Origin of the sequence: Sphingomonas sp. UNC305MFCol5.2, assembly GCF_000712135.1 — a bacterium.
In the GTDB taxonomy this organism is placed as follows: Bacteria; Pseudomonadota; Alphaproteobacteria; order Sphingomonadales; family Sphingomonadaceae; genus Sphingomonas.
Genome location: NZ_JOOE01000004.1, coordinates 455,941 through 475,703, shown reverse-complemented (window position 1 = coordinate 475,703; position 19,763 = coordinate 455,941). Strand labels below are relative to the sequence as shown.

At 66.0% G+C, this 19,763-nt stretch carries 23 protein-coding genes; 4 read left to right on the top strand and 19 right to left on the bottom strand.

Annotated features, from left to right (window positions below):
- Nucleotides 1-2: 2 nt before the first annotated feature.
- From BR78_RS0118350 to BR78_RS0118290, 13 genes are all read right to left on the bottom strand, one after another.
- The gene (locus BR78_RS0118350; protein WP_051683407.1) at nt 3-803 is read right to left on the bottom strand and encodes a hypothetical protein; all 801 of its coding nucleotides are present in this window, start codon (nt 801-803) and stop codon (nt 3-5) included.
- Between the two features lie 4 nt (nt 804-807).
- On the bottom strand, nt 808-1,245 hold the full coding sequence (tolR, locus tag BR78_RS0118345) for a protein TolR (protein ID WP_029937301.1): 438 nt from the start codon (nt 1,243-1,245) through the stop codon (nt 808-810).
- Between the two features lie 3 nt (nt 1,246-1,248).
- Nucleotides 1,249-1,938, bottom strand: coding sequence for a protein TolQ (tolQ, locus tag BR78_RS0118340; RefSeq protein ID WP_029937300.1), 690 nt, complete (start codon nt 1,936-1,938; stop codon nt 1,249-1,251).
- Nucleotides 1,939-1,945: 7 nt separating this feature from the next.
- Nucleotides 1,946-2,392: a YbgC/FadM family acyl-CoA thioesterase gene (locus BR78_RS0118335; RefSeq protein WP_029937299.1), complete on the bottom strand. Its 447-nt coding sequence runs from the start codon at nt 2,390-2,392 to the stop codon at nt 1,946-1,948.
- Between the two features lie 45 nt (nt 2,393-2,437).
- Nucleotides 2,438-3,460, bottom strand: a complete 1,023-nt coding sequence (gene ruvB / locus BR78_RS0118330; protein ID WP_029937298.1) for a Holliday junction branch migration DNA helicase RuvB — start codon at nt 3,458-3,460, stop codon at nt 2,438-2,440.
- The gene (locus BR78_RS0118325) at nt 3,457-4,014 is read right to left on the bottom strand and encodes a DUF4337 domain-containing protein (protein WP_029937297.1); all 558 of its coding nucleotides are present in this window, start codon (nt 4,012-4,014) and stop codon (nt 3,457-3,459) included. The genes ruvB and BR78_RS0118325 overlap by 4 nt, the downstream gene beginning before the upstream one ends.
- Nucleotides 4,015-4,075: 61 nt before the next feature.
- Nucleotides 4,076-4,474 (bottom strand): GFA family protein, encoded by a 399-nt coding sequence (locus BR78_RS0118320; RefSeq protein ID WP_029937296.1) that lies wholly within the window; start codon nt 4,472-4,474, stop codon nt 4,076-4,078.
- On the bottom strand, nt 4,471-5,064 hold the full coding sequence (gene ruvA, locus BR78_RS0118315; RefSeq protein WP_029724660.1) for a Holliday junction branch migration protein RuvA: 594 nt from the start codon (nt 5,062-5,064) through the stop codon (nt 4,471-4,473). The genes BR78_RS0118320 and ruvA overlap by 4 nt, the downstream gene beginning before the upstream one ends.
- 163 nt (nt 5,065-5,227) lie before the next feature.
- Nucleotides 5,228-5,713, bottom strand: coding sequence for a crossover junction endodeoxyribonuclease RuvC (gene ruvC, locus BR78_RS0118310; RefSeq protein ID WP_029724659.1), 486 nt, complete (start codon nt 5,711-5,713; stop codon nt 5,228-5,230).
- A gap of 256 nt (nt 5,714-5,969) precedes the next feature.
- Nucleotides 5,970-6,713, bottom strand: a complete 744-nt coding sequence (locus BR78_RS0118305) for a YebC/PmpR family DNA-binding transcriptional regulator (RefSeq protein WP_029937295.1) — start codon at nt 6,711-6,713, stop codon at nt 5,970-5,972.
- Nucleotides 6,714-6,771: 58 nt separating this feature from the next.
- A complete protein-coding gene (locus BR78_RS0118300; RefSeq protein WP_029724005.1) occupies nt 6,772-7,092 on the bottom strand; it encodes a heavy metal-binding domain-containing protein in 321 nt (106 codons plus the stop codon).
- A gap of 47 nt (nt 7,093-7,139) precedes the next feature.
- Nucleotides 7,140-7,379, bottom strand: coding sequence for a DUF2312 domain-containing protein (locus tag BR78_RS0118295; protein ID WP_029724006.1), 240 nt, complete (start codon nt 7,377-7,379; stop codon nt 7,140-7,142).
- Between the two features lie 124 nt (nt 7,380-7,503).
- On the bottom strand, nt 7,504-7,872 hold the full coding sequence (locus BR78_RS0118290; RefSeq protein ID WP_029724007.1) for a DUF1244 domain-containing protein: 369 nt from the start codon (nt 7,870-7,872) through the stop codon (nt 7,504-7,506).
- 66 nt (nt 7,873-7,938) lie between these two features.
- Between BR78_RS0118290 and pyk the strand changes: the two genes are divergently transcribed.
- Nucleotides 7,939-9,408: a pyruvate kinase gene (gene pyk / locus BR78_RS0118285; protein ID WP_029937294.1), complete on the top strand. Its 1,470-nt coding sequence runs from the start codon at nt 7,939-7,941 to the stop codon at nt 9,406-9,408.
- Between the two features lie 132 nt (nt 9,409-9,540).
- Here pyk and BR78_RS0118280 read toward each other — a convergent pair whose 3' ends face one another.
- On the bottom strand, nt 9,541-10,158 hold the full coding sequence (locus BR78_RS0118280; protein ID WP_029937293.1) for an HAD family hydrolase: 618 nt from the start codon (nt 10,156-10,158) through the stop codon (nt 9,541-9,543).
- A 5-nt stretch (nt 10,159-10,163) separates the two neighbouring features.
- Nucleotides 10,164-10,289: a type B 50S ribosomal protein L36 gene (gene ykgO, locus BR78_RS0118275; protein ID WP_029724010.1), complete on the bottom strand. Its 126-nt coding sequence runs from the start codon at nt 10,287-10,289 to the stop codon at nt 10,164-10,166.
- Between the two features lie 155 nt (nt 10,290-10,444).
- On the opposite strand from ykgO, the gene BR78_RS0118270 reads away from it, so the two are divergent.
- From BR78_RS0118270 to BR78_RS0118260, 3 genes are read left to right on the top strand one after another with little or no spacing between them, the layout of a single operon-like run.
- On the top strand, nt 10,445-11,062 hold the full coding sequence (locus BR78_RS0118270) for a DUF4136 domain-containing protein (protein ID WP_029724011.1): 618 nt from the start codon (nt 10,445-10,447) through the stop codon (nt 11,060-11,062).
- Complete coding sequence (locus BR78_RS0118265) at nt 11,059-12,177, top strand: M14 family metallopeptidase (RefSeq protein WP_029937292.1); 1,119 nt, start codon at nt 11,059-11,061, stop codon at nt 12,175-12,177. The genes BR78_RS0118270 and BR78_RS0118265 overlap by 4 nt, the downstream gene beginning before the upstream one ends.
- Entirely contained in the window at nt 12,177-12,632 is a 456-nt protein-coding gene (locus BR78_RS0118260; protein ID WP_029937291.1) for a GNAT family N-acetyltransferase, read from the top strand. The genes BR78_RS0118265 and BR78_RS0118260 overlap by 1 nt, the downstream gene beginning before the upstream one ends.
- A 65-nt stretch (nt 12,633-12,697) precedes the next feature.
- Here the strand turns inward: BR78_RS0118260 and BR78_RS0118255 are convergent, their stop codons facing one another.
- Genes BR78_RS0118255 through BR78_RS0118240 form a run of 4 tightly spaced genes read right to left on the bottom strand, consistent with a single transcriptional unit; the run spans nt 12,698 to nt 19,727 of the window.
- Nucleotides 12,698-14,248: a cation:proton antiporter gene (locus tag BR78_RS0118255; protein WP_231478313.1), complete on the bottom strand. Its 1,551-nt coding sequence runs from the start codon at nt 14,246-14,248 to the stop codon at nt 12,698-12,700.
- Between the two features lie 13 nt (nt 14,249-14,261).
- Nucleotides 14,262-15,197, bottom strand: a complete 936-nt coding sequence (locus BR78_RS0118250; protein WP_029937289.1) for an aldo/keto reductase — start codon at nt 15,195-15,197, stop codon at nt 14,262-14,264.
- Complete coding sequence (locus BR78_RS0118245; RefSeq protein WP_029937288.1) at nt 15,197-15,976, bottom strand: hypothetical protein; 780 nt, start codon at nt 15,974-15,976, stop codon at nt 15,197-15,199. The genes BR78_RS0118250 and BR78_RS0118245 overlap by 1 nt, the downstream gene beginning before the upstream one ends.
- A 58-nt stretch (nt 15,977-16,034) precedes the next feature.
- The gene (locus BR78_RS0118240; protein ID WP_029937287.1) at nt 16,035-19,727 is read right to left on the bottom strand and encodes a TonB-dependent receptor; all 3,693 of its coding nucleotides are present in this window, start codon (nt 19,725-19,727) and stop codon (nt 16,035-16,037) included.
- Between the last annotated feature and the right edge of the window lie 36 nt (nt 19,728-19,763).

Below are 19,763 nucleotides of genomic sequence, written 5' to 3'. Positions count from 1 at the left end.
GGTCAAAGATCCTCGTACAGAACGGGTGCGATGGTCTTCCACGCATCATAAAACTGCGCGGGCAGCTTGAACGGCGCCGCGAGCCGGACGGCGCGCACCGCGCGCTCGCGCGCCAGTGCAGCCTGGGTGCGATTGGAGTCCGTGACGCCGGTCTGGGTGACGCGTGGCTCGCTGGCGAGCGAACCGTCCCGATTGAGGGCGACGGTCACAGTCGTACGGAGCTTGTCGGTGTCGGCGCCGGTGGGCGGAGCCCAGTGCGGTTTCACTTGCCGCTGAATCTCGGCCACGAGCGCCGAACGCACCGCGGGCCCGGCGGTCGCGGCAGGTGGCGTCGTCGCCTTGCCCTTGGTCGGCTGGGAGGCGAGCCCGGCCACAATGCCGTCGAGCGCACCGCTCGCGCGCACGTCGCGCTTGGGAGGCTGCTTAGCCGGCGCGGCGGCGGGCGCGGGCTTGGCCGGCGGCTGCTTCGGCGCGGGCTTCGCGTCGGGTGCCGGCACCGGCTTGGGCGGAGTCGGCTGCGGCTTGGCGACCGGCTGCGGATCGGGTTGGGGCTCGGGTGGCGCGGTCTCGGGTTCAGGCGGCGCCTCGACCGGCGAGAGCTTGGCCGCGACTTCCTCGTGGCTCACTACCGGCGCCTGGCTCTCCAGCCCGACATCCTCGGCGAACGACACTGCGATCGGCGTGCTGACCAGCTTGTCCGGATTGGGCGCGGGGAGGAAATAGCCCGCGAGCAGCACGAACAGCGCCGCGTGGCCGACCGCCGCGACCCCGAGTCCCACCGCTTCAGAACGAGTCAGCGCCATCGCGTCACTTGCTCGCGGCGTTGGTCAGCAGCGCGACGCGGTTGAGCCCGGCGCGGTTGAGCTCGCCCATCACGCGCATGACCTTACCGTAACCCAGCCCCTGATCGGCGCGCAGATAGATTTGCGGCGGCTTGCCGTCGGCGCCCTTTCGCGATGCGACCTGCTCGAGCATGCCCGCCAGCGCCTCGTCGTTGACGGGCTCGTTGTCGACGAACACCTGGCCCTTGTCGTCGATCGCGATCTGGACCGGCTTCTGCTCCTGGTCGAGCGCCTTGGCGCGACTCTCGGGCAGGTCCACCGGCACGCCGGCGGTGAGCAACGGCGCAGTCACCATGAAGATGATCAGCAGCACCAGCATCACGTCCACCAAAGGCGTCACGTTGATATCGGCCATCGGCGCCCGCCGCCCGCGGCCCCGATTGGAAGGGAGGTGCATGGCCATGGCCTAGGCCTCCATCTCCAGGCGACGGCTGAGCGTCGCGTGGAAGCCGTCGGCGAAGCGGTTGAGCCGTTGCTCGACGCGATTGATGCCGTGGCTGTAGCGATTGTACGCGATCACCGCGGGGATCGCGGCGAACAGGCCGATCGCGGTCGCGAACAAAGCCTCGGCGATGCCCGGCGCCACTACCGCGAGCGACGAATTCTGCTCGGCCGCGATGCTCGTAAAGCTGCGCATGATGCCCCAGACCGTGCCGAACAGCCCGACGAACGGGGCGACTGCACCGACGGTGGCGAGGAAGTTCAGCCGGTCGGCCAAGCGATCGATCTCCTGCGCTACCGCGGCACCCATCGCCGTCGCGAGGCGATCGCGCGTGCCGCCGCGATCGATCGACTTGCCGGTGGTCGAGCGCCGCCATTCGGTGACGCCGGCCGAGAAGACCCGGCCGATCGGCTGATCGCGGGTAGCGACGCGGCGGTGGAATTCGTCGATGTCATCGGCCTCGCGATATTCGGTCTCGAAGCTGGCGATGCCCTTCTTCACGCTGCCGATCCGGAAGCCGAAACTGAGGATGATCGCCCAGGTCCAAAGGCTCGCGAGCAACAGGCCGATCATCACGCCGCGAACCACCCAGTCCGCCTGGAGGAACAGGGCGACGGGCGACATGGTCGCGGCGGCGGTATTCAGGAACAACATGTCGAGCTTAGTTTCCCTTCCACAACAACGGTTCGAACGCGGCAATCCACGCTGCCGGCTGACGCCGCGGCCGACCGGTCGGGGAGACGAACGCCGCCTCGACTTCTCCTTGGGCCACGATTGTTTCGTCCCGCATGACTCGTTGCTGAATGACCACGGCAGCGGCACGCATCGCCATAAGCCGGCTGACCACGATCAGTTCCTCGCCAAGCCGCGCAGGCGCACGATAGTCGAGCCGAATGCTGCGCAGCGCATAGGCGCCCTCGCCGCTTTCAAAGGTGGTGCGCTGGTCGACACCCGCGGCGAGCAGCATGTCCGAGCGGGCGCGCTCCATGTAGCGCAGGTAATTGGCGTGATAGACGACGCCGGTGAGGTCGGTGTCCTCGAAATAGACCCGCAGCGCGAAATGATGCTCGAGGCCTTCGAAACGGCCGATGGCGGAGAGCGCATGCATGGAACGGGCCTTAACCAAGCCTAAAGCACGGGGGAACCCCCGCCCTCAGTCGAACAGCCCTTCCTGCGCGGTGGGCGGTGGATTGAGCCCGAGATGCTTCCAACCCGCGGCATTGAGGCAGCGCCCCCGCGCCGTCCGGGCGATCATGCCGATCTGGATCAAATAGGGCTCGATCACTTCCTCGATCGTGTCGCGCGGCTCGCTGAGGCCGGCGGCGAGCGTCTCGACGCCGACCGGGCCGCCTTTGTAGATGTCGGCGATCATCATCAGATAGCGCCGATCCATGCTGTCGAGCCCGAGCCCGTCGACTTCGAGCCGGGTCAGCGCCGCATCGGCGACCCTGGCATGCACCGTCTCCTCGCCCGCGACATTGGCGAAGTCGCGCACCCGGCGCAGCAACCGCCCGGCAATCCGCGGCGTCCCGCGCGAACGCTTCGCGATTTCGTGCGCACCGTCGGCGGCGACATGCAGGTCGAGCAAGGTCGCGGCACGCGTGACGACGCGCTCGAGTTCGTCGACCGTATAGAATTGCAACCGCACCGGTATGCCGAAGCGATCGCGCAGCGGCGTGGTGAGCAGCCCCTGCCGCGTGGTCGCGCCGACCAGGGTGAAGCGCGGCAAGTCGATCCGCACGCTTCTTGCCGACGGCCCCTCGCCGATCATGAGGTCCAGCGCGCGATCCTCCATCGCGGGATAGAGCACTTCCTCGACCGCGGGATTGAGCCGATGGATCTCGTCGATGAACAGGACATCGCCGTCCTCGAGATTGGTGAGCAAGGCGGCGAGATCGCCCGACTTGGCGATCACCGGCCCCGACGTTGCGCGGAACCCCACCCCCATCTCCCGCGCGACGATCTGCGCGAGCGTGGTCTTGCCGAGCCCTGGCGGGCCGAAGAACAGCACGTGGTCCAGTGCCTCGCCGCGTTGCTTCGCGGCCTGGATAAAGATGCGGAGATTCTCCCGCGCGCCCTTCTGCCCGACGAACTCGTCGAGATGCTTGGGGCGCAAGGCCGCGTCGATATCCTCGGGCTTGCGGATCGGCGCGAGGATGCGGTCGGCGTCGGTCATCCGAGCAGTCCGCTCAGCAACTGCGGGTGGAATCCCCAGCCCAGGAAACCGCATAGCCCCAGGAACAGCCCGAACGCCCCGAATGCCCAGGCCGCGCCGAGCAGCCACCCGGTCTCGGCGAGTGCCGAGACGGCGGCGATCGAAATCGCAGTCGAGATCGCAGCGTCGCTCGCGTCGAACTGATCGTCGTGCACATTGAGCGCATCATATTGCGCCGCTTGTCCCTTGGCCTGCGTCGCCAGCCGCGGTGCCTCGATCTTGTACTTGGCGATCTCCCTATCGAGCTGGGCGAGCACCGGCGCCGACCTGGCGCTGTCGGGCGCCAGCACAGCGATCTGCGCGCGGCTGTTCTCGGCAAGATGCTGCTTGAGTCGGGTCGCCTGATATTCGTTCCAGCCGTCGACCGATGCCGACTGGGCCTGCTGCATCGCCTGGACGATATTGCCGTCCTTGATCCCGCACAGCCCCATGAACACCGAGAGGATCACCACGGTGATCGCCACGCGGCGGTTGAGCGCCTTGTCCTTGGCTTCTGCGCTGACTTCGATTTCCATGCCGTCTGCCTATTTCGCTGCTATGCGCAACGCCAGCCCGACAAGCGGTGCCGCGCCTGCGTCAGTCATGCTCGATTCCGTCGCCGGTGATCTGCACCCAGGCGTGCCTGCGGTTTTCCCACACCGAGAAATGCGGCGCCGGGAAATCGGGGTCGGCGAAGTTGCCGATCGGAATCGCGATCGTCTCGGGCATCGAAGCGTTGCGATACCAGCCGGTCCCGCCGCAGGTCGGGCAGAAATGAAAGCTGGCTGCCCGGCCACCGTCCCCGACGTGCACCCATTCGGTTGACGCCCCGTCTAGCCGCACCTGCTCGACCGGAAAACGCGCCTGCGCGGAGAAGGCGGAGCCGCTGCGCCGCTGACAATTCAGGCAATGGCAGACGGAGATCCGCACGGGCTCGCCATGGCATTCGGCCCGGAGCTGCCCGCACCAGCAGGTCGCGACGCGGGGCGCGGTCATTTCGCCGCCTTGCGCAGCGCCAGCCGCACCAGAGCGTCGAGCGTTGCCCCGGCGCCAAGTTCATCGTTCGCCGCACTGACCGCGGTCGATGCCTCGGCGGGCTTGAAACCGAGGTTGAGCAATGCCGAAACCGCATCCGCCGCGGCGCTGCCCGCCGGCGCGGTCGTCGAGGCGCCGCCCAGCGCGATGCCGCCGGCCTTGTCCTTGAGTTCGTTGACGATGCGCTGGGCGAGCTTGGGCCCCACGCCGTTGGCGCGGGCGATCATCGCCGAATCGGCGCGGGCAACGGCGGTGCGCAACTCGTCGGGGGTGAGGATCGAGAGGATCGCCAGCGCGACCTTCGAGCCGACGCCCTGGACATGGGTGAGCAGCTTGAACCAGTCGCGCTCGTCGGCCGAAGCGAAGCCCATCAGCCGGATGAAATCCTCCGCCACCAGCATCTCGGTATGAATCGTCACTGGATCGCCCACGATTCCCAGAGCGGCAAGCGTCTTGGACGATGCGCCCACCAGATAGCCGACGCCGCCCACGTCGATCACCGCGTGATCCGCCCCGGTCGCCGCCAGCCTGCCCTTCAGATGCGCGATCATCGCGCCGCAGCCCCATCTTCACGCTGCCGATCAAAGGGCCAAATTGACGAAGTTGACACATGTATCGCGCGCGAGGGCGAGGGACGAGCGGCCATGAAGGGCGAAGGTGCAGACGTGACCATTCTGGTACATAAGCAGAACGGAGGCTTGTAGGAAAGTGAAATCAGGCCAAACGGCGGGCGCTCGCGAGATGGTGCGCGTGGCAGATCGCCACCGCGAGCGCGTCGCCGGCATCGGGACCGTCGATCTTCACCCCCGGCAGCAGCCGCGCGACCATCGCATGGACCTGCGCCTTTTCGGCATTGCCGGTGCCGACCACCGCTTTCTTGACGATGCTGGGCGAATATTCCCCGACATCGAGCCCCGCGCGCGCCGCCGCGCACAGCACGACCCCGCGCGCCTGACCGAGCTTGAGCGTCGATTGCGCGTTCGAATTGACGAAAACCTCTTCGCACGCGGTGGCGCCCGGGGCGTGATCGACGATCAGCGCGGCGAGCATGGCATCGAGATGCGCGAGCCGGCGCGGCAGCGGCGCCTGCGGATCGGTCTTGAGCTTGCCGTTGGCGACATGGCTGAGCCGATTGCCCTCGGCACGGATCAGCCCCCAGCCGGTGGTCCCGAGCCCGGGATCGAGGCCGAGAATGATCATATTCGATTCACACCAAGGCGCGAGGGCGCCAAGAGAAGAAAGATTTTGAAGGCCGCTGCGCGGCCGAGGCGCGGAGACGCAGAGAGGTCGCATTCTCCTGCGGCGTTAGCCGCTTTACCAAACACCAGAGGCTTGGCGACGGATCGAAGATGAGGGCCGCTTGCGCGGCAGAGAACAAGTCTCTGCGCCTCCGCGCCTCGGCCGCGCAGCGGCCCCAAATCTCCTTCGCGCCTTCGCGCCTTGGCGTGATCAAAGATCAGCCCAATTTCTCCATCACTTCGTCCGAGACTTCGTAATTGCCCCACACGGTCTGGACATCGTCGTCGTCGTCGAGTGCGTCGATCAGCTTGAACAAGGTCGCGGCATCGCCTTCCTCGACTGCGACCATCGTCTGCGGGCGCCAAGCGAGCTTGGCACCCTCGGCCTCGCCGAGCACCGGCTCCAGCGCCTTGGCGACTTCGTGGAGATCGCCCTGCGCGGTCCAGATCTCGTGCCCTTCTTCGCTCGACGTGACGTCCTCGGCGCCGGCCTCGAGCGCGGCCTCGAACACCTTGTCGGCATCGCCCGCGCTGGCGGGGTAGTTGATCAACCCCATCCGGTCGAAGGCATGGCTGACCGAACCCGGCGCACCGAGATTGCCGCCGTTCTTGCTGATCGCTGTACGCACGTTGGTGACGGTGCGGTTGCGATTGTCGGTCAGGGTCTCGACGATGAGGCTCACGCCGCCGGGGCCGAACGCCTCGTAGCGGATCTCTTCGTAATTCTCGGCGTCGCCCTTGCTCGCCTTGTCGATCGAGCGCTGGATATTGTCCTTGGGCATCGACTGCGCCTTGGCGGCGTTGACCGCCGCGCGCAGCCGAGGGTTCATGTCCGGATCGGGCAAGCCCATCTTGGCCGCGACGGTGATTTCGCGGCTGAGCTTGGAGAACATGCCCGAGCGCTTCTTATCCTGCGCGCCCTTGCGGTGCATGATGTTCTTGAATTTGGAATGGCCTGCCATTGCGCTCTCTTGAAAACGGTTGCGCGTCTCTATTCCAGCCGATGCGGGCCGCGCAATCCTAGCTTATCGTGACGGCGGTGCCCGAGATCGACACCATCAGCATCGATCCCGAATCGCCGATCACTTCATAATCGATGTCGATCCCGATCACGGCGTTGGCGCCCTTGTCGCGGGCCTCGGCCTCGAGCTCCTCCATCGCCATCTCGCGCGCCTGGCGAAGCGGTTTCTCATAGGCGCCCGAGCGCCCGCCGACGAAATCGCGGATACCGGCGAAGATGTCGCGAAACACGTTCGCGCCGAGGATCACCTCGGCGCTGACGATCCCGTGATAGCGCGTGACCTGATGGCCTTCGATGCCGTGGGTAGTGGTCAGGATCATCGAATCGCTCCCCTCGATCGCGGCACCGGCACCGCCAGCGTCGACCTTTAATGCAGGCCGAGTGCGTTGCGATAGGTTTCGAGCAGTGCATCGGCCTCGTCGCGGTGATGCTTTTCCATTTTCCGCAGGCGGACGATGTGGCGCATCGTCTTGACGTCGAAGCCGGTCGACTTGGCTTCGGCATAGACGTCCTTGATGTCGTCGGCGATGCCCTTCTTTTCCTCTTCGAGGCGCTCGATCCGCTCGATGAAGAGGCGCAGCTGCTCGGCGGAAACGGAATCGGACAAGGCAAATCTCCTGACGCTGGCTGGCCGTCACCCCGGCAGAGGCCGGAGTCGCATACGGCTCGCGATGAAACTGGAGCGCGCCGCTTAGAGAAGCCCGGCGCGACGCTCAAGCCCTCCGTCCCGATTAGCGCCCCGGATCGGTCATCGAAGGCGGATCGCTTGCCGGAAAGCTGTCATCCAGCGCGTCGTCGAGCAGCGCCTCGACATGATTGCGCTTCATGCTCTCTTCCATTCGCTCGAGCTGCTCGGGCGTGGCCTCGACCTGATGGCGCGCCTTCCACTCGGCATAGGGCATGCCGTAGACGATCTCGCGCCCCTCTTCCTTGCTCAGCCCGCCGGCCTCGGCGACCCAATCGCCCAGGCAATTGCGGCAGAAGCCCGCGAGACCCATCAGATCGACATTCTGCGCGTCGCTGCGATGCCGCAAATGCCGGACGAGCCGCCGGAACGCCTTGGCCGCCACGGCGTCGTCCAGGGTATCGAGTGTCGGCACTTTGAACCTCCGTGGTTGATCGACGCAGATTAAAGGCTAGAGGCAGGCCCGCAATAGGATGACAGCATGACCAAGGCCATACGCCCCCGCAGCCGTAAAGTCCGCGTCCTCGCGACGCTGGGCCCCGCGAGCAACACCGTCGAGATGATCGCGAAGCTGTTTGAGGCGGGGGCGGATGCCTTCCGCGTCAACATGAGCCACGGCGATCAGGCATCGAAGGTGCCGGTGATCGCGGCGATCCGCAGCCTCGAGAAGAAATATGGCCGGCCGACGACGATCCTCGCCGATCTACAAGGGCCGAAGCTGCGCGTCGGCAAGTTCGCCGAGGGCAAGGTAGTGCTCGAGACCGGCCAGCAGTTCACGCTCGACCGCGATCCCGCCCCGGGCGACGCGACTCGCGTCGAGCTGCCGCACCGCGAGATCTTCGAGGCGGCGCACGAAGATGCCCGGCTGCTGCTCGACGACGGCAAGATGGTGCTGCGCGTCATTTCGGCGAGCGCGGACAAGCTCGTCACGCGCGTCGAGGTCGGCGGCACCCTCTCCAATTCCAAGGGCCTCAATGTCCCCGACATGGTGCTGCCGCTGGCGGCGCTCACCGAAAAGGACCGCAGCGACCTGGAATTCGCGGTCGAGCAGCGCGTCGACTGGATCGCTTTGTCGTTCGTCCAGCGTCCCGAGGATCTGATGGAGGCGCGCCGGCTGATCGGTGGCAAGGCGGCCCTGCTCGCCAAGATCGAGAAGCCGTCCGCGATCGCGCGGCTCGACGAGATCGTCGAGCAATGCGACGGCGTGATGGTCGCCCGCGGCGATCTCGGCGTCGAGCTTCCGCCGCAGAGCGTGCCGCCGTTGCAGAAGCGCATCGTCGAGACCGCGCGCCGGATGGGCCGCCCGGTGATCGTCGCGACGCAGATGCTCGAATCGATGATCGAGAGCCCGTCGCCGACGCGCGCCGAAGTCTCCGACGTCGCGACCGCGGTCTATGACGGCGCCGACGCGATCATGCTCTCGGCCGAGAGCGCGGCGGGCAAATGGCCGGTCGAATCAGTGGCGATGATGAATTCGATCGCCGAGGCCGTGGAGCGCGACCCCGCGCATGGCGACCGCGTCCATTTCACCGTCACGCGCCCCGATCCGACCACCGCCGATGCGCTCGCCGAGGCGGCGAAGAGCATCGCGCGGACCGTCTCGGCGACTGCGATCGTGTGCTTCACCAGCTCGGGCTCGACTGCGCGCCGGATCGCCCGCGAACGGCCGACCGTGCCGATCATGGTGCTGACGCCCAAGATCGAGACTGCGCGTCGCAGCGGGCTGCTATGGGGCAGCCACGCCGTCCACACGCGCGACGTCGAATCGTTCGAGGAGATGGTCGGCAAGGCCAAACGCATGGCGATGCGGCAGGAACTGGCCGTCGCGGGCGACCGGATCGTGGTCTGCGCCGGCGTGCCCTTCGGGACGCCGGGCTCGACCAATGTGCTCCATGTGGTCACCATCCTCGGCGACGAGCTCAAGAATTATCAGGGGCCTGAAGGGGGCTGAACTCTCCGCGCCAATACTCTCTTCGTCACCCCGGCCTTGGGCCGGGGTCCACCGCGAGGCAGGCGATGGTTGAGGGAAGTAAGTTCAGCCGGTGAGGCGCTGTGGACCCCGGCCCAAGGCCGGGGTGACGTTCTAATTTGAAAGCAGCCCCAACCGCACCAGCTCGGCGCGGAAGTCCTCCGCGGTGGTGAACAGCACTGCGTGAATGCCGGCGTCCCGCGCGCCCGCGACATTGGCGGGACTGTCGTCGACGAACACCGCGTCGGGGCCTTCGAGCCCGAATCGCTTCAGCGCCAATGCGTAGATCGCCGGATCGGGCTTCACGAGCTTCTCGTCGCCCGAGACGACCACGTCGCGGAAGCGATCGAACAGCTCGGCATGCTGCTTCACCCAGTCAGGCCAGAACTCGCCCGAGAAATTGGTGATCGCGAACAAGGGCACGCCCGCGGCGTCGAGCTCGCGGACGATCTCCAGCATGCCCGGAATCGCATGCGGCACCGTGTCGTTGAAGCGCGGCCCCCAGGCGTGGATCAGCTCGGCATGCTCGGGGAATTGCGCGCTCAGCTCGGCCGAGGTCTCCGCGAAGGGGCGCCCGGCATCGTGCTGGAAATGCCATTCCCTGGTGACGACGTTCGCCAGAAACGCTTCGAGCGCCTGATCATCCTCGATCAGGCGCTCGTAGAGGTAACGCGGATCCCATTCGAAGAGGACCTTGCCGACATCGAAAATGACGGCCGACGGCGTCCCCACCGGAATTAGCCCTGGCGGGCTTTGAACCGGCGATTCGTCTTGTTGATCACATAGGTCCGGCCGCGGCGACGGATCACGCGGTTGTCACGGTGCCGCCCCTTGAGCGACTTCAATGAATTCACGATCTTCATGACCGATTCGCTTCTCAAATATCTGATGCTGGAAAAGAGGCGCCCGCCTAGAGGGGGAGCGCCGCCAAGTCAAGGTGCTGACGGCCTTGCGGAACCGACTGCGCGGGGGCAGGGTTGAGGTGCGGCGGGGCGTTCTCCCCGAGAGACAGGAGGCAATGCCCGTGAACAAGCTCCTCAGCATCGCAGTCGCGGGCGCGGCCCTGCTCGCAGGCGGATGCACCACCACCGGCCGCAACGCACCGGTGGAGGTCACGCGCTATCATATCGGCACGCTGACCGAGCGCACCACCGTCGCGATCGAGCCGATGACCGGCGCGGCGCAGATCAGCCCCGAGTTCCAGATGTACGCCGACGCGGTCGGAACCGAGCTCGAGCGGCTCGGCTTCGTCCAGTCGCGCAGCGACATGGCATCGGGCTATATCGCCGCGGTCTCGTTCACGCGTGTCTCGCGCGGCGCGTATCGCGAGCAGCCTCCCGTTTCGATCGGCCTCGGCGGAGGCGGCATCAGCGGCGGCCGGCGCGGCGGCGGCGTCGGGCTGGGCGGCGGCGTGTCGTTCGGGATCGGCGGCAAGACCCGCGAAGTCTATGGCTCCGAGCTTTCGGTTCAGCTCCGCCGCCGCAGCGACAACTCCACCGTGTGGGAGGGCCGCGCAGTCACCGAATCGGTGAGCGGCAAGCCCGGCAGCGACCCGCGCGATCAGGCCGTGAGGTTGGCTAACGCGCTGTTCAGGGACTTCCCAGGCGAGTCAGGCATCACTACCACGGTCAAATGAGCATCCAGATCAACGCCGCATTCGACGGCGGCAATATCCGCGTGGTGGCAGTGGAGGGCGACCGGGTCGACCTCGAGATCGTCACCGATCATCTGTCCGATTTCTACCAGTGGTTCCATTTCCGGCTGGCAGGAGCGAAGGGGCGCACGCTCACCTTCCGCATCCTCAATGCCGGCGGCGCGGCCTATCCGTTCGGCTGGCCGGGCTATCGGGCGCGATGGAGCATTGATCGCGCCCACTGGCGGACCACCGACACCGATTATGCCGACGGCGTGCTCAGCTTCACGCGGGCGATCGATTCGGACATCGTCTGGTTCGCCTATTTCGCGCCCTATTCGATGGAGCGGCACCACGATCTGGTGACGCGCATGGCCGCGCAGCCGGGCGTGTCGCACCGCGAATTGGGCGTGACTCTCGACGGCCAGCCGATCGACTGCCTGAGCCTTGGCAAGGGCCCGAAGCAGGTCTGGCTCTATGCCCGCCAGCATCCCGGCGAGACGATGGCCGAATGGTGGATGGAAGGCGCGCTCGAGAAGCTGATCGATCTGGACGATCGCACCACTTATGCGCTGCGCGAGAAGGCGACCTTCCACATCGTGCCGAACATGAACCCCGACGGATCGCGCCGCGGGCATCTGCGGACCAACGCCGCGGGCATCAACCTCAACCGCGAATGGCATTCGCCCACGCCCGAGAAGAGCCCCGAAGTCCTCGTCGTGCGCAATCGCATGGACGAGACCGGTGTCGATTTCGCAATGGATGTCCATGGCGACGAGGCGATCCCCGCCAATTTCCTCGCGGGTTTCGAAGGAATCCCGAGCTGGACCGATGCTTTGGGCGAGAAATTCTACAATTTCGCGCGTCGCCTGGCGGAGACCACGCCCGAATTCCAGCTCGATCTCGGCTATGAGAAGTCGCCGCCGGGCAAGGCCAATCTGTCGATGTCGACGAACCAGCTCGCCGAGCGGTACGGCGCCGTTTCGATGACGCTGGAGATGCCGTTCAAGGACCACGACGCCAATGCGGACTCCGAATTCGGCTGGTCGCCCGCGCGCTGCAAGGTCCTCGCGCACGCCTGTCTCGACACGCTCGCCGGCATGATCGACGAAATCTGATGGAGATACGCGAGGGGGGACTGGACGACCCGCAGGTCGTCGCTTTGCTCAACGTGCATTTCGCGGGGATGCTCGCGAATTCGCCGAAGGACAGCTGTCATTTCCTCGACTTGTCGGGATTGCGCGCGCCCGACGTGACCTTCTGGTCGGCCTGGGACGGCGCGGACCTGCTCGGCTGCGGCGCACTCAGGCAGCTCGATGCGGAGCATGGCGAGATCAAGTCGATGCGGACGTCCGAGCAGCATCTGCGGCGCGGCACCGGCGCCTCGCTGGTCTCGCACATCCTCGGCGTCGCCCGCGCGCGGGGCTATAAGCGCCTCAGCCTAGAGACCGGATCGGGCGAGGCGTTCGAGCCGGCCTACGCGCTTTATCGCCAGTTCGGCTTCACCGATTGCGGCCCCTTCGCCGACTATAGGGAAGACCCGTTCAGCCGGTTCATGTCGCGGGTGGTGTAAGCATGTCGACATCAGCTTCCCCTCCCTGCAAGGGAGGGGAGTTTCGCGGCTGAAGTCGATACGCCCTAGCCTTCCTCGATCGTCCGCCGCCCGGCGGGGCCGACCGCCAGCTCGCGCCAGTCCAGCTCCTCCTGCAGCCGCTCGAACGCTTCCGCGCCGATCGCGTCCTCGTCGCGCAACTTGCGGAGCCGTTCGCGCTGTGCGGTTATCGCCTTGAGCTTGAGCTGCCGGCGTTGGTTGAAATCGCCACAGGCCTCGCCGCCCTCGATCGCCGCGCGGTCGATCTCGAACTGGCGCCGGACCTCGTCGGCGATGCGGCCCTCGGCGCCGGCAACCGCCGCCAGCGCGGCATCGCCGAGCGCGCGCTCGGCGGCCCGGTGCTCCTCTCGATCATCGCCGCTGCCCAGCCCGAGCAGCCGGATCAGCGGCGTGAGCGTGAGCCCCTGCACCACCAGAGTCGCCAGCACCACCGCGAAGGCCGACAAGGTGATGAGATCGCGCTGCGGAAAATCGGAAGGCAATGCGAATGCAGTCGCCAGCGTGACCAGCCCGCGCATCCCGCACCAGCCGATCACCACGCCTTGCGCAAGGCTCGCCGGCTCGGCGTCGCGCAGCCATCTGTACCGCGCCGACAGCCGGTTATAGACCAGCACCCAGACGAGCCGCGTCACCACCACGCCGGCAACCACCATCGCCGCGACCCCCGCCGCCTCGCGAAGCCGCCCGGGACTCATCCCCCCGATGATCGCGCGCGCCTGCATCCCCATCAGCAGGAAGGCGACGACATTGAGCACGAACACCGCGACGCCCCACACCGCAAAGGACTGGATGCGGTTGCGCGCGTCGATCTGCATGCGCGGGCTGTTGGCGATGAACATCGCCATCGTCACCACGCACAGCACCGCCGACAGTCCGAGCCGCTCGGCGAGCAGCCAGGCGAGGAAGGTGTTGACGAACTCGAGCAGATTCCCTCCGAACGAGCTGCGCGTGTACGGGATGATGAACTGGAACAGCCAGGCGCAGGCGAGCCCGAGCGCGATCCCGCCGGGCACGGCGAAGCCGAGCCGGAGCGCGACGCCGCCGTCGATCCCGCCATGGCTCTGGATCGCCACCGCGGCGCCGAACAGCAGCAGCGCGGTGGCGTCGTTGAGCAGGCTCTCGCCGGTGAGCTCCTGCACCGCTCGGCGGGGGAGCGAGGCCGATCGAAGCACGGTCGTCGCGGCGGCGGCATCGGGCGGGGCGACGATCGCACCGAGCGTGATCGCGGCGGCGATCGGCAGTCCGGCAAACATCCAGCCGATCCACGCCACCACCGCCGTGGTCAGCAGCACGGCCACCACTGCGAGCGCGACCAATGGGCGCCAGAGCCGGCGGATCGCGGCCAGAGGGAAATCGAACGCGGCGTCGAGCAGGACGGGCGCGATGAACAGCGCCAGCGCGGTATGGCCTTCGAGTGCGATCGCCGGGCTGCCCGGCACCAGAGCGACGATCACCCCGGCTGTCGCGAGCATCGTCGGATAGGGAATCGGCGTCCGTCGTGCGACTTGCAGCAGCACGACCGCCATCAGCAAGAGTGCGACGAGGCTCTCGAAGAAAGTCATTGCGGCGCGCACCATAAGCGCAATCCGCTCAGCATAGCCATGCATGCCCTGCGAGCGCGGCGCGGCGGTCGGCGTCGAGCGGGCCGGCCAGCACTGCCTGCAGGTTCGCCTCGAGCTGCGCGCGGTTGCGCATCCCCACCGCCACAGTCGAGACCGCAGGGTGCGACAGGGAAAAGCGCAGCGCCGTGTCGGCAACCGAACGATCGGGCGTCACTTCGGCCCTCAGCCGCTCCACGCGCTCCCCGGTCTCGTGCCGGTGCGCGTCGAAGAAATAGACGCGTCGCCAGTCGTCAGGGGCGAAGTCCAGCGTGCCACCCAGCGCACCATAATAAAGCGCCGAGCGGGCGATGACGCCGACATCGTGCTTCTGGCAGAGCGGGAACAGCGTCTTGGCCGGAGCCGGGTCGAAAATATTGTACATTGCCTGCACGGCGTCGATCAGCCCGCTGGCGACGATCTCGAACCCGGCCGTCACGTCGTGATCGAACAGCGACACGCCGAGCCCCGCGATCTTGCCTTCCGCGCGAAGCCGGTCGAGCGTCTCCAGCCAATCGCCTTCGTGCTGCCATTCGGGGCACCAGGCATGGAGCTGCTGGAGTGCCAGCCGCTCGACGCCCAAGGTCGAGAGCAATGCCTCGGTCTCGGCGCGGAGGTGCCGTCCAGGATAGGCGTCGTCGACGGGGACATGCGGCGAGGGAAGGTCGAAGGGGACCAGCGACGTGGCACGCGCAAAGACATGGACGCGGTTCCCGGCATTCTCGCGCCTCAGCACATCGCCGAGCAGCCTCACCGACGCGTCGTTTCCGGCGCCGATCTCGATGGCGTTGACTCCATGATCGAGCGCCAGCGCGACCATTGCGCTCGCCTCCGCGATGTCGCTCCGTGCCGCAGCCGCCAGCGCCGAAGTGCCGAGGCTAAGCTCGGATATGTCGAGTCCGATTCGGCCGAGGCGGCGAAACCGCATCAGTCCGCCGCCGCCGTGATCACGATCTGCAGCCCCGGCGCATCGCGGTTCGCCCAGGACGAACGATGCCACGCGCCAGCCTGCGCCGGAGTCTGGACGCGGTGAATGCTCGCGGCACCGGGAGTGACTTCAACTTCCTTGTCCGGATCGATCAGGAACGGAAACCGGCCCGAGACCATCGCCGCCAGCTGCACCGGGCGGTGCGCCCATAGTGCCTCCACGGGGGCGCCGGTGCGCATCACCCTGGTGTCCATCTGGCCCAGCAGCGGGAATTCGCGGTGCATATAGGCGCGGTAGATATCGGCCTGGATATTGTCGGCCGGGGTGAGCCACATGCCGGCGGGGCGGCCGAGCGGCCAGACGAGACGGAATGCCCGACGTTCGTTGACGCGATCGACGTGCCAGACGAGATCGCCGGGGGCGAAATAGGTGCGGATCGCAATCGCGGGGCGCGCCTCGACCAGTCCGCCGACCAAACCGGCCAAGGCAGCGATCTCCCGGGCAAGCAGTTCGTTCTCGCGCGCGAATGCGCCGGGCCCGAATAGCTGGCTCGACACCATCGCCATCGCCGCATCGGGCTCGAGCCGGTTGAAGTCGAGCCTGAACCCTGGCGCGCGGAGCAATGCGCGGACCAGGTCGCGATAGGGCAGATCGTCAAGCGACGGACGGGCGATCTCGACGGCGCCGAGCGGCGACCGACCGAGGCGATGGAGCAACAGCTCGGCGCCGTCGGCCAATGCGCTGCCGGGAAGTCCGCTCATCGCAACCTTGTCGGCCAAGGCCGCGGCCAGATCAAGCGCGGGCAGCGGCCGTCCCCGAAGGGACGGCCACCGGACATCAATTCCCGAACTGGAGGCGTACGCCGGTCATGATCCGCCGACCGCCATAAGACAGGCGCATGATCTTGGGAGTACCGTCTTCGAAGGGCACGTAACTGCCGGTCGAGATCGTTTGCGCCTCGCGCCGCATGTTGCGGCCTTCGGCATAGACCTGGAAGTTTCGCGTGACGTTGTACGAGATCTTGGCATCGATGAACGTGCTGCCGTCCGTGAAGCGCGGAACGCCTGGATTCCAGCCCGGACCGACGAGGCGCACGTTGGTCCATTGTTCGCCCGGATAGTTGATGTCGATATTGTTGCCGCCGCAAGGCGTGATGCAGTTAAACCGTGCACTGCGTTTCTGATACGCAACCCGGATGTTGAGCTTGCCGTCATCGTACCACAGCGAAGCGTTGGTATAATATTTCGATTCATCGGGCGGGAGCATGACATCGCCGGTCAGCGGATCCTGCTGCCCCGACGTCACTGCCGACGACAGAATCGAGAAGTTGGCATCGGCGCCGGTGTATTTCAGGAACCAGGGCAGGAAGGTGAACGCGGTTTTGGCGGAGAATTCCCAGATCGAACGCTTGTAACCCGGTCCGTTTTCATAAGTGGGATAGGCGAACTCGATATCCGAAAGCGCTTCGCCCGTGCCGGGATCTGTTCCGTTGCTCCCTGCGAAGGGCCGCGCGGTCTTGGTCACCTGAAGCGGGTTGCCGATCTTGACGTCGAGCTTGCCGTACGTCGCCGAGAACATCGTGTCCGCGTTTGGATACCATTCGAGGCTGGCGTTGTAGCTCCACGCGGTAAACGGCTTCAGGCCCGGATTGCCGATGCGGCCGGTGCAGCCGAAGATATCGTCGCCGTCGGCATCGATCGCGCGCTGGTCGATCGTGCACGTGCCGCCCGCGATGAGATTGCCCATCGACGGTCGCGCGACGGTCTTGCCGCCATAGAGGCGCAACACGACCGACTCGTTGAAGCCCCAGAGATTGAGGTTGACGCTGGGCAGCCAATCCCGGGTGCTGGCATTGACCGAAGTGTTGGCGATGAACGTCTGGGTGATGATACCGCCGGCATTGTTGGGATCGAGAGGATTGAAGGCGGGCCCCTTGCGGATGCTGTTCAGCGTGAGCAGCGACGTGCCGGTCACATTGGCAAACACGCCGCGCACACCGACATTGCCGTTGAAAACCAGCCCCAGGGGCAGCTTCTGCTCGAAATCGAACATCGCATAGACGTTCTTGATCGTCTCCTGCACCCGCGTCGCCGGCTGGTCGTACATCTTGCCGTCGCTGCCCATGCAAGTCTTGAGGCAATCGTAATTCATGAAGTCCTTCGCGCCGAGCGCGTCGAACAACTCGTCGGTACGGATGCCCTGCCACGCGTCCGGCAGCGTGCCGCGATTGGGCAGGTCGCCGAAATATTGCGAGCCGCTGGGCTCGAGCGTCTTGGTGAACAGCGCGATGAGATCGGCCGGGGTCAGCGTATCCACGCCCGAGCGAATGTTGGAAGGGTTCGTCGACGGCACGAAGCCGTAATTGCACGATACCGTCGATGTCGCGGTGGGCTGGCAAGCACGCAGCGTGCCGCGCACGTTGGCCGTGGGTACGACGACCGCGGGGACATAACCGGCTGTTCCGAAGGTGCCCACAGCCGAGGATACTACGTACCCGCCACCGCCCCAGCGCTCGGACTTGTTCTTGCGATACATGCCGCCGACCGAGAATTTGGTGATGAACGGCAGCCAGTCCCGCGTGTCGTAGCGCAGGTCGAGCTTGGCGATCCGTTCAGACGATTCGCCTAGCGCCGGCGAATAGGAAACGCCGAAGCTCGGCGTGGTCAGGGGCAACTGCCCGACTGTATAAGCGGGACTTGCCGGCGCGTTGGGCCCGGCCGTGACGGCGCTCTGGCCGACGCAGGTCGGCGCCGTCCCAGTGCCGATGCATGCGGGCGGGCGCAACTGGACGAAGTTCGCAGGATTGGTGTCGTCGTAATTGGCCGGGAGAGCGACGTCGTAGAGTCCGTTGGGCTGAAGCGTCAGCGTCGCAGCGCCATAAGCGTAGGAGCGCGAAGTGCGCATGTCGCCGCGACCTGATGTCGCCTTGGTCATGCCTGCCATCGCATCGATCTCGAGCCGCTCGCCGCGATATTCGGCACCGCCCTGATAATACTTTGTCTTGGTGTCGATGTGGTTCTCGATCTGGTCGATGCTCACCGAATTGTTGGTCAGCGTCATCTGGGTGACGTTGTGATTGGCATCCACCACCACGCTGCCGGGCACGACGTTCAAGACTTGCCCCGCGACGGGAACGCTGATCAGGGAGTTGCCGCTGCCGGTACTGACGACATTGAGGCCGTAGACAGGGTCGAACAGACTATATCCGGCAGGCGCGTTGGCATTGACGGTACGCGTGCGCGGATTGCCTGTGGTCGAATCGCTGAAGGTACCGGCAATATTCTGGTTGAACAGGCTTACCGGGTTGCGGCTGCGGTTCTGGTCATGGACCTGGCGATCCGCGCGCGTCGCCTTGGCATAGACGGTCAACTGGTCGTTCACGCGGAAATCGAGCCGCGCATCGACCGAATAGCGCTCGTCGGTCTGCGTGTTCATGAAGTTGCGGACCAGTGACGGCGTGGCGTCGTTCCACTGGTTGAGGCAGGTTTGCTGCTCCAGCGTTCGCTGCTGGACGCGTGCCGCGGTCGTGGCGTTGCCCGCCGTTTGCAGAGGGAGATATGGGAAGATCGAGAGGCACTGGGCCTTGCTGGTCGCGCCGGCGGCGAGCGTCACCAATTCGCGCGGGGTGAGCGTGGTGCCGTCAGGCGCGGTGCTGTTGGCGAAAGCAACGTCCGCCGCGTCGGTCCCGACCGTCGCCGGATTGAAGCTGAACGTCTTTTCAGGCGAATTGTCGAAATCGAAAAGGCGCGCAAAACCACGGTTGTTGGACGTCGTCTGCTCATAGCCGTGGCCGTCGTTCTGGATCTTGGAATAAGTACCGCTGACGATCACGCCAAGTCGATCGTTGAAGAATTTGTGCGCGGCGACGGCGTTGAAGTCGGGGGTCCAATCCCTGCCGAGCGAATTCTGTCCGGCGCCGGCGCGGAGCGAGAAATAAGGCTTTTTGAAATCGAGGCCGGTGCGGGTCCTGATCTGAACGGTTCCGCCCAGCGAACCCTCGGTCATGTCGGCGGTCGAACCCTTGACCACGTCGACGCTCTTGATCAACTCGGCTGGGAGCTCGCGCAGATCCGCGCTGCGGCTCGTCCCTAGTGCGAGCGCCGTGGTGCTCTGCACACCGATCCCGTCGAGTTCGACCCGGGTGAGATCGGGGCCATTGCCGCGCACGGTGACGCTGTCGCCTTCGCCGAACTCATTGCGGCCGAGCGCGACGCCCGGGATGCGCGAGATCGCTTCGTTGACGTTGCGGTCGGGGAAGGAACCGACGTCGTCGGCAACGATCGAGTCGGTCGCCGTCTTGGCGTTCTTCTTGCGATTGTTGGCCGATTGCTGGCTGGCACGCGAACCGACGACGATGATCGCATCTTCGTTCTCGGAAGGGACGACGTCCTCGGCTGACGGCGCCACCTGTTCGCCGGCTGCGGGCGCCGTCTGCGCCATTGCCTGGCCGCCACAGACCAGCGCCAGCCCCAGCACCGTCCAGGACGCAGTCGCGCCGATGCGAGCGCGCAGATTCGATCGATTAGACATGATTTTCCCCTCTCCCACCGTGCTCACGCGGTCATC